The sequence below is a fragment of the Shewanella sp. MF08487 genome (genome assembly GCF_050848685.1).
GTDB lineage: Bacteria > Pseudomonadota > Gammaproteobacteria > Enterobacterales > Shewanellaceae > Shewanella > Shewanella glacialipiscicola.
Genome location: NZ_JBOZPB010000001.1, coordinates 39856 through 53357 on the forward strand (window position 1 = coordinate 39856; position 13502 = coordinate 53357).

Annotated in this window: 11 protein-coding genes; 9 read left to right on the forward strand and 2 right to left on the reverse strand. The window is 45.3% G+C overall.

Annotated features, from left to right (window positions below; all coding sequences use genetic code 11):
• Positions 1-7 precede the first annotated feature (7 nt).
• The 4 genes from rsxG (at position 8) to gloA (ending at position 2939) form a co-directional block, all read left to right on the forward strand.
• Positions 8-646, forward strand: coding sequence for an electron transport complex subunit RsxG (gene rsxG / locus ACRN9H_RS00205; protein ID WP_432311947.1), 639 nt, complete (start codon positions 8-10; stop codon positions 644-646).
• Positions 639-1337 (forward strand): electron transport complex subunit E, encoded by a 699-nt coding sequence (locus ACRN9H_RS00210; RefSeq protein WP_220774354.1) that lies wholly within the window; start codon positions 639-641, stop codon positions 1335-1337. Before rsxG ends, ACRN9H_RS00210 begins: the two co-directional genes overlap by 8 nt.
• Position 1338: 1 nt before the next feature.
• The gene (nth, locus tag ACRN9H_RS00215) at positions 1339-1980 is read left to right on the forward strand and encodes an endonuclease III (RefSeq protein ID WP_432311948.1); all 642 of its coding nucleotides are present in this window, start codon (positions 1339-1341) and stop codon (positions 1978-1980) included.
• 548 nt (positions 1981-2528) lie between these two features.
• Positions 2529-2939 carry a lactoylglutathione lyase gene (gene gloA, locus ACRN9H_RS00220; RefSeq protein ID WP_220774351.1) on the forward strand — a complete coding sequence of 137 codons (411 nt, stop codon included), beginning with the start codon at positions 2529-2531 and terminating at the stop codon, positions 2937-2939.
• 167 nt (positions 2940-3106) lie between these two features.
• Here gloA and msrQ read toward each other — a convergent pair whose 3' ends face one another.
• A complete protein-coding gene (gene msrQ, locus ACRN9H_RS00225; protein ID WP_432311949.1) occupies positions 3107-3754 on the reverse strand; it encodes a protein-methionine-sulfoxide reductase heme-binding subunit MsrQ in 648 nt (215 codons plus the stop codon).
• Positions 3755-3797: 43 nt separating this feature from the next.
• The gene (gene msrP, locus ACRN9H_RS00230; RefSeq protein WP_432311950.1) at positions 3798-4832 is read right to left on the reverse strand and encodes a protein-methionine-sulfoxide reductase catalytic subunit MsrP; all 1035 of its coding nucleotides are present in this window, start codon (positions 4830-4832) and stop codon (positions 3798-3800) included.
• Between the two features lie 252 nt (positions 4833-5084).
• Here msrP and rmuC point away from each other — a divergent pair, with 252 nt between their 5' ends.
• The 5 genes from rmuC to ACRN9H_RS00255 all read left to right on the forward strand — a co-directional run bounded on the left by rmuC (position 5085) and on the right by ACRN9H_RS00255 (position 13483).
• Positions 5085-6638: a DNA recombination protein RmuC gene (gene rmuC / locus ACRN9H_RS00235; protein WP_432311951.1), complete on the forward strand. Its 1554-nt coding sequence runs from the start codon at positions 5085-5087 to the stop codon at positions 6636-6638.
• 94 nt (positions 6639-6732) lie between these two features.
• Positions 6733-8658 carry a transglycosylase SLT domain-containing protein gene (locus ACRN9H_RS00240; protein WP_432311952.1) on the forward strand — a complete coding sequence of 642 codons (1926 nt, stop codon included), beginning with the start codon at positions 6733-6735 and terminating at the stop codon, positions 8656-8658.
• Between the two features lie 555 nt (positions 8659-9213).
• A complete protein-coding gene (locus ACRN9H_RS00245; protein WP_432311953.1) occupies positions 9214-10125 on the forward strand; it encodes an AAA family ATPase in 912 nt (303 codons plus the stop codon).
• 71 nt (positions 10126-10196) lie between these two features.
• Positions 10197-11303, forward strand: a complete 1107-nt coding sequence (locus ACRN9H_RS00250; RefSeq protein ID WP_432311954.1) for a DUF58 domain-containing protein — start codon at positions 10197-10199, stop codon at positions 11301-11303.
• Positions 11300-13483: a transglutaminase TgpA family protein gene (locus ACRN9H_RS00255; protein WP_432311955.1), complete on the forward strand. Its 2184-nt coding sequence runs from the start codon at positions 11300-11302 to the stop codon at positions 13481-13483. The genes ACRN9H_RS00250 and ACRN9H_RS00255 overlap by 4 nt, the downstream gene beginning before the upstream one ends.
• Positions 13484-13502 lie beyond the last annotated feature (19 nt).

Sequence of the window (13502 nt, forward strand, 5' to 3'; positions counted from 1 at the left end):
AATCGTTTTGAATAATCCGATGATTAAAAATGGGTTTTTGTTGGCACTGTTTGCCCTGATTTGCACAGGTTTAGTCGCTGTGGTGAATCAACAGACTGCTGACAAAATAACGCAACAAGAACAACAAGAATTAATGCGAGTCTTACATCAATTAATTCCCGATGAGATACACGATAACGATCTCACGGCGCAATGTACTTTATTGTTAGATAAAGATGCCTTAGGCACTGATAACCCCATGCCAGCCTACATTGCAACAATGGCGGGTAAGCCGGTTGCTATCGCCATTGAGGCCATCGCGCCTGATGGCTATAACGGTAATATTAAGCTGATTGTTGGGGTTAACACCCAAGGCGAAGTATTAGGTGTTCGCACTTTAACCCACCAAGAAACACCCGGGTTAGGTGATAAAATCGAGTTACGTAAATCCAATTGGGTCAACCAATTTGTCGGTAAAGTATTAGATTCACAAGATGACAAACAATGGTTAGTTAAAAAAGATGGTGGGGATTTTGATCAATTCACCGGTGCAACCATCACCCCACGCGCTTATGTTAAAGCGGTAAAAAATGTCGTCTGGTATTTCAATAATAACCAAACGCAAATCTTCAGCCAACCATTGAATTGTGAGGCCAAACATGACTAATTATCGCGAAATAGCTTGGCAAGGCCTGTGGAAAAATAACCCTGGCCTAGTGCAGCTTTTAGGTCTGTGTCCGTTGCTTGCGGTGACCGCCACGATAACCAATGCCCTAGGGCTCGGTATCGCCACCATGTTGGTGCTGATAGGTTCTAACATATTGGTGTCTTTGGTGCGTGATTATGTACCAAAAGAAATCCGTATTCCCGTGTTTGTGATGATCATTGCGGCGCTTGTCACCACAGTGCAATTACTCATTAACGCCTACGCCTACGGTTTGTATGTATCACTGGGGATATTTCTGCCTTTGATTGTAACAAACTGCATTATCATTGGCCGCGCCGAAGCCTTTGCTTCACGCAATAATGCCTTTAGTGCTGCCTTTGATGGCTTAATGATGGGGCTGGGGTTTACCTTAGTGCTAACAGTACTTGGCGCTACGCGGGAAATATTAAGTCAAGGTACACTGTTTGAAGGCGCCGATTTATTACTTGGTCCTTGGGCAACATCATTAACGGTCCACCTATGGCAAGTGGACACGCCTTTCTTATTGGCGATGCTGCCACCGGGCGCTTTTATCATTATGGGATTACTTATTGCCCTCAAAAATGTGATTGATAAAAAACTCAAGGAACGCCAACCAGAAGTCGCCACTGAACCGAGTGTTACCCGTGCACGGATCACTAAGGTTAGCTAATATGAACCAAGTAAAACGCATCCAGATCCTCACTCGTCTTCGCGATAACAATCCGAAACCTGAAACCGAACTCAATTTTTCTAGCCCCTTCGAGCTTTTGGTCGCAGTGACCTTATCGGCACAGGCAACGGATGTGAGTGTGAATAAGGCAACTGATAAGCTCTTTCCCGTTGCTAATACTCCCTGCAGTATTTATGCCCTAGGGGTGGATGGTTTAAAACAATATATAAAAACCATCGGCTTATATAACAACAAAGCTGTCAATGTCATCAAAGCGTGTGAGATCTTAATTGAGAAATATCATGGTGAAGTTCCTGAAGATAGAGAAGCGCTAGAGTCTCTGCCCGGCGTTGGCCGCAAAACGGCAAACGTGGTGCTCAATACTGCGTTTGGTTGGCCCACTATTGCGGTAGATACGCATATTTTCCGCCTCGCCAATCGCACTAAATTTGCCCTGGGCAAGAACGTGGTCGAAGTGGAAGAGAAAATGCTGAAAGTCGTGCCTGCGGAATTTAAAGTCGATGTGCACCACTGGTTTATCCTGCACGGGCGCTACACTTGCCTCGCCCGTAAACCGCGCTGCGGCAGCTGTATCATCGAAGATTTATGCGAGTTTAAAGATAAAATTTATCCTGATGAATAAGCCTCAAGCGATGTAGTCTAGTTATTCGCAGTGTTTGTGGCATTACACCTCGCATTAGGATCAGCAATGAAGTTCATTTCAGTTCCGCTAAACCAGATATTAAATTCATTTTTAACTCTTACGCGCATTAAATCACAGACAAACAAAAAGTCGCATTAGCGACTTTTTTTGCTTAATGAGGTACAAGCTTAATTAAAACTTATATGTTCGTCAAAAAATGGAAACGAAGAACGCGCTGAAAAATAACGCTATAACAACAGTCGTGCCTAAGGCCATTTTTAGTTCGATGTTCATTATTCAATCTCCTAGTGGGTACAACGACATTATCAACAAGCCCATGACAAAAACCCATATTTGGATCTGTGTTTTGTGAGCAACAGCCAATTTATCGGCTATTTCTTTATCACAAGACATAAAAGTTAATCGGATGGAGCCCTTGTACTCGATTGACTTAAGCACAACAAAGTCCACTAAGAACTACATTTATCCTCATCCCTAGACGCATTTTTGATATACTCGACGGGTAATTTATTTATCAAGAGAACCCTATGTCACAACTATTACACACTATGATCCGTGTCGGTAACTTAGAACGCAGTATTACTTTTTATACTGACGTGCTTGGCATGAAACTCCTTCGTACCTCAGAAAATCCAGAGTACAAATATTCTTTAGCTTTCGTAGGGTTCGGTGAAGAGTCTACCGGCCAAGCCGTAGTCGAACTGACCTACAACTGGGGCACAGACAAGTACGATTTAGGTACTGGTTTCGGCCATTTAGCCATAGGCGATGAAGATATTTACGCCCGTTGTGCTGCTATTGCTGCAGCCGGTGGCAAAGTCACTCGCGCCCCAGGTCCAGTCGCAGGCGGCACCACTGAGATTGCTTTTGTTGAAGACCCAGACGGTTATAAAATTGAGTTCATTCAAATGAAATCAATGACACAAGGTTTAGGTTAAATCGCGGCCTATTCACTAGGTTAAAACTGAACAATAAAAATGCCGAAGGTTAAGTTCGGCATTTTTTATGCTGCATATTTAGCATAGGCATTTAAACTCGTAAAACCACTTGTAAAACCACCTCAAGATTAACAACTCGCGTTGTGCTGACGTTGGATTGTCGCTATTTAACTTGCTGCACTTGTCACCTTTTGTGCCGTTTTGTTTACCCCTTTTCGGCTAAACCTGCGTTTAAACCAAGGCATACGCCACAGCAATAACACACTAAAACCTAAGATATACAAACTCGGCTCAATGATTTCTGATTTTACCGACCAGTAAAAATGGATTGGCGCCAATATCGCGACTAAATACACCCCATAGTGCAAGGTTTGCCAACGACGTCCCATCTTACGCATCAAGGCTTTAAACGAAGTTATCGCCAAAGCGGTGACGATAAGATAAGCCACTGCGCCAACTAAAATATACGGCCGTTTTACGACCTCACTAAACAATAACCCCCAAGCAAACAGCAGATCTAAGCTGAAAAATGCCAGAATATGCAAAGTGGCATAGGCAAACACATATAAGCCCACCAAACGGCGAGTTTGCATTAATAGCCCTTGCTTTGTCAGCTTAGCAATAGGTGAAATCAGTAAGGTGGCGGCTAAAGCATTTAACGCACCTATGCCTGTGTAGTGAATAATGTGCTGCACGGGATCGCCACCCGCGCGGCCCAATATCACAGTTAACACTAAATAGGCGATAGGCAGTAACCCTAACAAATGAAACAATGCTTTTAGCCAAAACAAGTGCTTAGGGGTTAGCCTGAACATAGATTATGCCCGCCTTGCTGCAAACGAGACAACAAACAAACCATTAATAGTTTTTCCTCAAGTCCATACCGTCATAAAGTGAAGCAACAAATTCGCCATAACCATTAAATGGTTGGGTATCGATACGGGTGGCTGAAAATAATCCACCCTCGCCAATGCGGCGCTCTGTGGCCTGTGACCAGCGCGGATGATCTACCGCCGGATTGACGTTGGCATAAAATCCATATTCGTGTGAAGCAAGCTGGTTCCAACTGGTTGGCGGTTGTTTATCCATTACCCGAATTCGCACAATTGATTTAATACTCTTAAAACCGTATTTCCATGGCACCACCAAGCGAATGGGAGCACCGTTCTGCGGTGGCAGGGTTTTACCGTACAAACCGACCGACATTAAGGTTAAATCGTTCATGGCTTCGGCTATCGTGAGGCCTTCAACATAGGGATAATGAATGCCACCGCCCATTAATCGACTCTTTTGGCCCGGCATTTGTTCGGGATCAAAGGCCGTTTCAAAAGCAACATATTTGCCTTTATTCGTGACGCCAACTTTTTTCAATAATGCCGCCAAGGGAAAGCCCACCCAAGGAACGACCATAGACCAAGCTTCAACGCAGCGTAGACGATAGTTGCGCTCTTCAAGCGGGAACATAGTTGTCAGATCATTAAAATCTAAGGTCATTGGCCGTTCAACTTCACCTTCAATACGCAGTTGCCAAGGATCGACTTTATAGTCTTGGGCATTATTGGAAGGATCTTGCTTGTCCGTACCAAACTCAAAAAAGTTATTGTGCTGGGTAACTTTATCAAACGGCGTTAACACATCGGTGTCGCCGTAGTATTTATTGGTTTGAAAGGTCAGTGGCGTAGTGATAAAGGATGATTTAGGCTGTTCGCCAAATAAATCGAATAATCCGGCTTGCACATAACCTGGCACACTGGCGCCGATAGCACCGAGGCCCATTACTTTTACAATCTGTCTACGCGAGCGAAATACCGCTTCGGGAGTCACTTGATTATCTTGCATGTGCCACTGCGCTTTTTTGAGAATACCTGGGGTAAAACGAGAATTTTTAGCCAATTGACACCTCTGCAATCTGATAATTTAAGCTATCGAGTCGCGATAAAACCTTATCTGGCGCTCGTCTGTATCGCACACTGTTATATAGACAGGTAAAAGCCAAAAAAACTTTCTACCCGTGAATAAATTCACCTTAAACGTATAAGACTTGCTCATTCAGGCATTAAGCGCAGATATAGTTGCTTAAAGGGCTTGAAGCCTGTTATTGAGCATGCGAACCTAGACGTCAATGCTAAAGGAGTGCTATTGAACATGCCATTTTTTCAATCTTTTTCTGTCGCCGAAATCATCGGCCTTCTCGCGATTGCTTTTTTGGGCTTGTTGATAGGTGCACTGCTCAATCAAAGGCTCACACGCCAACGCTGGCAAGAACACAAAGACCAACTTGAACAAGAAATGCGTCAAGTGAACGAAGATGCCGAATTATCCTTGGCACAACAGCAAGTTTTGGTCGATGACAAAGAAGCACAGTTACGCCAATACCAACAGCGTCTTGAACTTAAAATTGAGCAATTAGGTAAAGCCGAAGCCTTAGCGGAACGCGTTCCCACTTTAGAGCAGCAATTAACTGATAGCCAGCGCCGCCAACTAGAAATTCAATTAGCGCTGTCAAAATCCAATGCTATGCAGCAAACCATTCAAGCCAAGGCCGATGCCCAGCAAGAGTCACTGCAGGATAAAATCGCCAGTCTCGAATCGGCTGAGGTACGCCTTCAAACCCAATTTGAAAACCTCGCGAATCGTATTTTTGAAGAGCGTAGTGAAAACTTTAAGCACCAAAATGCCAGTCAACTTGAAGGTGTACTTGGGCCATTAAAACAACAGCTTGAAGGATTCAGGCAGCAAATTCGTGAGTCCTACACCCACGAACAATCCGAGCGCAGTGCTCTTAAACATCAACTTGAGCACCTAAGGGATCTCAATCTTAAGATGAGTCAAGACGCCATCAACCTGACTAAAGCGCTTAAGGGTGATAACAAGCAGCAAGGCAACTGGGGTGAAGTGATCCTCGATCGCGTATTGCAGGAAAGTGGCCTACGTGAAGGCCACGAGTACCATACTCAACAAGATTTAAAGGACGATAACGGCAAACGCTTTAAGCCGGATGTCATTGTCCATCTGCCAGAAAATAAAGATGTGGTCATCGATGCTAAAATGTCGTTGGTCAGTTATGAGCGTTACTTTAACAGTGAAGATCCTGCCCTGCGCCAACAGGCGATTAATGAGCATGTGATCTCGATTCGCAGCCACATTAAGGGATTGAGTCAAAAGGATTATCAAAATCTGCACGGGCTTAAGAGCCTCGATTATGTGTTGATGTTTATTCCTATTGAACCGGCATTTTTACTGGCGTTAGAACATGATCCTAGCCTAGTCAATTTTGCCCTTGAGCAAAATATTATGTTAGTCAGCCCAACCAATTTATTGGTGGCCCTGCGCACAATTAATAATATTTGGCGCTATGAATACCAAAATCAACACGCGCAAACGATTGCCAAGCAAGCGGGCCGCATTTACGACAAGTTATGTGGTTATATTGAAGATATGGAAAAACTCGGCCGCGCCTTAGATAACGCCGAAAAAACCTATCACAGTGCGATGAACAAATTGTCATCGGGTAAAGGTAACCTTGTACGCCAAGCTCATTTAATGCAACAACTTGGTGTCGATACCAGTAAACAACTGGATAAAATGCTGCTCGAAAAAGCGCTCAATGAAGCTCAAGATGATAATGACACACAGGACGATGAGCTTGATGCCAATTTGCAGCCAGAGCGCAGCAATACCGAACTCGAACCCGCTTAATGCGGTGCTGAATAAACAACGAAATACTCACTAATTACCTTGAATCGATGCAAAAATGTCGATTGAAACCTGAATGCCCGGAGGCAAATGCGCCATGTGCAAAGCCGTTATGAATGTGGTTATCTCTAGTGCAATATTGCTTGCAGGTGCACTCAATGCCCCTGCTGCACTTGCGCTAACATCGACGCAAAAAATCTTTATAGAAGCTGAACAAGCATTAAAAAAGCAAGACTATGCAGTTTACAAACCTCTGCGAGCAAAACTCGGTGATTATCCGCTGGCAATCTACTTAGATCACGATATTGATATTGGTAATCTCAATGGCTTATCTGGTTTTGCGGCTAAATCATTAATTGAAAAGTATGAGACCACGCCTATGTACAACAGGTTAAGGTCTAAATACTTATACAATGCTGGCAGCCAAAATCGTTGGAATGATTACCTGACTATCGCCCAAGCAGCCCCCGCCGATATCCGCCTGCAATGTTACTTCTTTGAAGCAAAACTGGCACAAGGTGACATTAAAACCGCCTATGCTGCCGCGCAATCTCTGTGGGTTTATGGTGGTTCACGGCCAAAGGAATGTGATCCACTATTTAATACTTGGACCAAAGCCGGTAAACGTACACAAGATGTCGTATGGGCACGGATGATGCTGAGTTTTGAGGCCGGTGAAACAAGTCTACTGAGTTATTTATCCCAAAAAATCACCACCCACAATAACGAAGCAAAACGCTTAGTCGCCGTATTTAAAGATCCTAATAGTTTGCGCCATACCGAAAAATTTAATGATAAAAATCCCATTGTCGGTGACATTGTTGCCGCGGGGCTAAAACGCCTTGCTCGCAAGGACCTCGATCAAGCCATTAATTTATATACTCGGTATCAAAATGCCCATCGTTTCACGCCAGCTCAGGCAGAACAATTAAATAAATACTTGGTTCGCCGCGTATTAATTGAACAAGATGATGACCATAAAGACTATGCCGACGCCGAAATAGCTACGTTAAAAAATGACGACTTGTTTGAGCGCCGTTTAAGATGGGCAATTCGCGATCATGACATGCGCAGCATTGCGCGATATTTGAACCTGCTACAACCCGAAACCTTAGCTAAAGAACGTTGGCAATATTGGCTCTATCGTACCAATGCCAAAGATGCGCCAGAGAGTGCCACCAAGGCACTTGCCACTATCAGTAATGAACGCAATTTTTACGGTTTTGCCGCGGCGCAGTACTTAAACAAACCGGTGTCGCTTAATCAAAGCCCCGAGCCCGTTGTCGATACCAGCAGTCAAAAGTTAACCGATGATGTAGGCTTTGTTAGGGTGCAAGAATTAATGGCTCTGGACCGCTATTTTGATGCGCGCTACGAATGGATATCGCTGCTCAAACGCAGTGATAACACTATGCGTGCCCGTTATGGTCGTTATGCCCACGAACAGGGCTGGTACGATTTTGGCGTTGAAGCCAGTATTCAAGGTAAATTGTGGGATGATATACCGCTACGCTTCCCTATGGCGCACCAAGAAGGCTTTGAGCATGCTAGTAACAAGCATAAAGTAAACATCGATGAAATTCGTGCTATTAGCCGCCGTGAGAGCGCCTTCTATCTTTATGCAACCTCTGGTGTGGGTGCCCGCGGTTTAATGCAAATTATGCCTGCTACGGCTAAAGCAACCGCTAAAAAACAAGGTGCAAAATATAACGATCCGAAGGATCTCTACAACGCGGAGCTCAATCTCAACCTTGGAAGTGCTTACTATGCCCAGTTATTGAAAGAGTTTAATCAAAACCGTATCCTCGCCACCGCGGCCTATAATGCGGGGCCATCAAGAGTACGTCGCTGGTTAGCAAACTCAGATGGTAAACTCGATGCTATGGGCTTTATTGAAGCGATTCCTTTTACCGAAACCCGTGAATATGTTCAAGCCGTCCTCAGCTATAGATTGATTTATGAGGCGCAAAAACAAAAAGCGCAGCCATTATTCAGCGAAGCCGAACTTAACTTTGCTTATTAAATAGTATTTAAAATAGGACTCGATGCACATACTCGCAGCATCGAGTCCTTATTTCCAAACCCAAACCTTATTATCGACTAGCACCCAACGCATTGATTTACAATTAGTAGCCTCTAAAATCAAACCCTAGAACATCTCTCCTAATGCTCATATTATTTCAATTTGTAAAACCACTTTCATTCCCATTACCCATGTTTTTCTAAATTCAAAGAATAGGAGAGTAAATCATGATCCAGCGCCGCGAAATATGGGATCCACCTTAGCCTAAGTCTTTTGTTTAAATCGTGATTTATTCACCCCACCCGCAGTCATACGCTTTGCATTACACGGACCATGCTTCGCCCTTTGACTTGTGCCACCAGCAGACTCAAGTCAAAATCTAACTCAGTCGAGTAATTGATTTCGCAATAGAAATGCCACTGGATAAGCAGGCGATGATCCGCCATAGTGATAAAGCTTATCTGTTTTCACATGTATATTTAGTTAACTTGTAGAGACACAGAGCTTATCCCGAGTTCGGGTTAGCTACGCTTTCAACTGCATTAGGAGTCGCCCGTGGCACAATCTGGGATCAGCGAATTACTACAACAACTTGAACAAGTATTGCTGGGTAAACCTAGGCAAATTCGGCTTGCTTTGGCCTGTATTCTCGCCCGCGGCCATCTATTGATTGAAGACTTACCTGGCATGGGTAAAACCAGTATTTCCCATGGTATAGCCCAAAGCTTGGGCTTGAGTTACCAGCGGATCCAATTTACCAGTGACATGCTACCGGCAGACATTCTTGGCGTGTCGATTTTTGATCAACATCAGGCGCAATTTATCTTTCATCCCGGGCCGATTTTTAAGCAGATGATTTTGGCCGATGAAATTAATCGCGCCAGCCCTAAGACACAAAGCGCTTTACTCGAAGCGATGGCCGAACAACAAATTTCCGTCGATGGCATCACCCACAGATTGCCCAATCCTTTCTTTGTGATCGCGACTCAAAATCCCACCGATCAATCCGGTACATTTTCGCTACCAGAATCGCAGCTCGACCGGTTTATGATGCGTCTGTCTATTGGTTATCCAAGCCACGATGCTGAACTCGCTATGCTTAAAAGCAATCATAACCACTTAACCTTAGATCAATTGCCCCAATGCCTGACCCCCCTGGCCTTAATGCAACTGCAAGAGCAGTGCGACAAAGTCAGCGCTTCCGATGCCTTACTCAATTATATTCTGGCCTTAGTGAATTTTTCCCGTAGCCAAAGTGACAGCGTGGGGTTATCACCGCGTGCCACCAAAGCGCTATTACAAGCGGCTAAGGCATGGGCCTTTTTAGAAGGCCGACCTTATTTAGTCCCCGAAGATGTGCAAGCGGTATTTTGTTGTGTAGCGGAGCATAGACTCAGAACCAGTAGCCAATTACAGGGTGAGGCCCTATCTGAACGAATTCTCGCCAGTGTTAACCCTATTATGTAGCAAGATACTGTAATGAGAAGATATCGCTAAAGTATGCAGTTAACGTATTAAACCAAGGAAATGATACAGAAGTGAAACGACTGATACGCCCGACTTTCATTCCGACGTTAGTCCCGATTTGGCAACGTTGGTTAGCAAGACGCTTGCCACCGAGTCCCGAAATCACCTTAAGCCATCGCAGCATTTTTATTCTGCCGAGCGGTTTTGGGTTAGTTTGGCTCGGTCTGGTTTTACTTTTATATCTATTCGGCACTAACTATCAAAATAACTTAGTCATTGGCCTCAGCATCTTACTCCTAAGCCTCTTTAATACCTGCATTCTCTACAGTTACAAAAATCTGGCTGGCTTACATTTACGGGCCACGACGCCGCCCGAAGTCTATGCGGGCGAAACCTTAACCTTTCCCGTCCTCATCAGCACGCACCACAGTGGCCATAACATACAACTTAACTATCCGCATAATCGCACTTATACGGTGCAGAACCTGGGTACAGATGAACAACAAGCGCTCGTGCCCTTCGAATATCATCAGCGGGGTCAAGTGTCACCGGGTCGGCTCAAAATTGAATCCTTCTTTCCCTTAGGGCTTTGCCGCGCGTGGTCCCATGTGGATTTGGCCATTAGTCACTTAGTCTTTGCCCAACCAATTGAAGCACAGTTGCAGCTTGAGGCTGATCATACTCAGTCGGAGCAAGATCCCCTGTTACTCGCGGGTAAACATGTGTCGGGGATTGATGAGTTTAAAGGCCTTAAACCCCATGTGCTCGGCGAATCCCTCAAGCAAGTGGCATGGAAACAATGGGCACAGGGTCGCGGCATGTTGACTAAAGAATTCCAGCAGCCCCAAGGTGATCCCGTCTGGTTAAGGCTCAGACCCGATGCCAAACGCCTCGAAACCCAATTGGGTCAATTAAGCTGGCAAGTCAATAAACTCACGCAACTTGAGCAGTATTTTGGCTTACATCTGCAAAACCCAATGGGAGACGATGTGCTGATCGCGCCCGCGATAGGCAATCACCATAGGATCGCCTGTCAAAAAGCCATTGCCTTATATCCACAATTAGCGCCTTCAACGGCGAAGCCCCCATATCAGTCATCAGCCGCTAATCACCCACAAAAAACGAATCAAGCTCCCCGCAAGCAGCATCATATCCCTACCTCGAGGGAGCAAGTATGAAGTTAGCGGCCAATAGCACAGCACCGCAAATCGGCGACAATATTAGCCGCCAGACACTTTTTTGGTTATTGATCACCAATATTGCCGTACTGAGCCCACTATTTGATAAAACCACGCCTTGGACTTTGGGCATTTGCGCTATCTGTTTACTGTGGCGTGTGGGGATTTATGTCGGCAAAGTGGCAAAACCACCGCGTTTTTTGGTGACGAGTCTTGCAATCGGCTCTGCGGTCACATTAGCACTCGTTTCAAAGGAAATTGGTTTACTCAATGCGCTAGTGAATCTGCTGCTGTTAGGTTATGCCTTAAAATACATTGAAATGCGTAATCAAAGGGATGTGCGCGTTGTCGTCCTCGCTGGCTATTTTATTATCGCGCTGACCTTTATCGACCATCAATCCCTGCTTAATACCGCTCATTTACTCGTGGTAACGCTGATCAATACCTGCGTACTCGTGACTTTGTATCAAGATAAGCAATCCTTAAAACACACGGCTTGGATCGGTGGCAAATTTTTATTGCAGAGTGTGCCCCTCGCGCTACTGCTGTTTTTAGTATTACCGCGTCTTGCGCCGCTCTGGTTAGTGCCCAACATGAAAGAAGCCCAAACGGGCTTGTCCGATAGTCTGGCGATTGGTGATATAGGTAAGCTCACCCGTTCGACTGAACTTGCCTTTAGGGCGAGTTTTACCAATGCAAAGCCCATTAATGCCGAGTTATATTGGCGCGCCCTCGTGATGGAGAACTATGATGGTGTCACTTGGCGCCAAGACGTGGGGATTAAACAGTTGCAAAAAGATGCCCTGCTGTTTCCGCCCTCTAGGCCCAGCCCAGCATTGATGGTCAATAATCCTAATCCCATGAGTGATCCAATGAGTGATCCCATAAGTAATAGTCCTGCTCCGATAAGCAGCGAAGATCAAGAGACAGCATCAGGTGTGCAAGATAAGCCTAGTCTTCGTTATCAAGTGATTGCTGAGCCGAGCCACCAGCCGTGGTTATTTGGTCTCGATGTTGCCTACAGCCAAGATGATAGCGTGGTCAATATGCCCGACTATCGACTGTTAGCGCTGCGCAATGTCGATCAGCGAATGAGTTATCAAGTGGAGTCTTGGCCCAAGGCGAAGATGGATCTCAAGCTCTCGGCGCGGCAAAGGCAGATTAACCTCGAACTGCCGAGCCAAAGTAATCCACGCACTTTGGCGTTAGCTGAGCAGTTTAAGACTCAGTATCCCGCGCCTAAGCCACGGCTATGGGCCATGATGGGCCACTTTAATAGTGAACCTTTCTTCTACACACTCACACCGCCTCCCCTTGGGCCGCAGCAAGTGGATGATTTTCTATTTGAAAACAAAGCCGGTTTTTGTGTTCATTATGCCGCAGCCTTCATTTTTATGGCGCGGGCCACAGGCTTACCCGCGCGTATGGTCACAGGCTATCAGGGCGGTGAATTTAATCCGCAAGCGGGTTACTACAGTGTGTATCAATATATGGCCCACGCATGGGCTGAGGTTTGGCTTGAAGATGAAGGTTGGGTGCGTTTCGACCCCACCGCTATGGTGGCGCCCAATCGTATCGAACAGGGATTCGACGCCCAATTTGATCCCGAGCAGAGTTACCTGCAGGAAAGCCCTTTTAGTAGCTTACGATTTAAATCAATGCCTTGGCTCAATGAGTTAAGACAACGTTTTGCCAGCATAGATTATTACTGGAGCGTGTGGGTACTGGGTTTTAACCAAGAGAAGCAAAATCAAGTGCTCAGTGGCATTTTAGGCGATGTGACTCACACTAAAATCGCGGTCTTTATGGGGCTCTGTATCAGCCTTATCGTGCTCTATATCGCCTACAGCGCGGGCTTATTACATTTTAGAGTTCAAGGCGATCCCATTAGTACTCATTATCAACAGCTCTGTAATCGTCTTGCACACCTCGGCATTAAGCGCAAAGACAGTGATGGACCCAATCAATTTGCGCAGCAGATTATCGAGCAATACCAACACAGTGCACCAAAGCTTTGCACGCTGTTCCAAACCTTGACACAAAGTTATGTAGCGCTGAAGTACCAATATTTACCGGCTAAAGACTATCAAGCGCATTTAACCGCATTTAACGCGGCGGCAAAGCAACTCAACTGGTTATTGCTCAGAGCCAAAGTGAAAGATAAGTTCAATCTAGCCTAGCATTCGTAAACTGAGCTGT

What these genes read in the sequence shown, in the direction of transcription:
- ACRN9H_RS00210 (WP_220774354.1), top strand. Translation starts at nt 639, where the DNA reads ATGACTAATTATCGCGAAATAGCTTGGCAAGGCCTGTGGAAAAATAAC.
- nth (WP_432311948.1), top strand. Translation starts at nt 1,339, where the DNA reads ATGAACCAAGTAAAACGCATCCAGATCCTCACTCGTCTTCGCGATAAC.
- gloA (WP_220774351.1), top strand. Translation starts at nt 2,529, where the DNA reads ATGTCACAACTATTACACACTATGATCCGTGTCGGTAACTTAGAACGC.
- msrQ (WP_432311949.1), bottom strand. Translation starts at nt 3,754, where the DNA reads ATGTTCAGGCTAACCCCTAAGCACTTGTTTTGGCTAAAAGCATTGTTT.
- rmuC (WP_432311951.1), top strand. Translation starts at nt 5,085, where the DNA reads ATGCCATTTTTTCAATCTTTTTCTGTCGCCGAAATCATCGGCCTTCTC.
- ACRN9H_RS00240 (WP_432311952.1), top strand. Translation starts at nt 6,733, where the DNA reads ATGTGCAAAGCCGTTATGAATGTGGTTATCTCTAGTGCAATATTGCTT.
- ACRN9H_RS00255 (WP_432311955.1), top strand. Translation starts at nt 11,300, where the DNA reads ATGAAGTTAGCGGCCAATAGCACAGCACCGCAAATCGGCGACAATATT.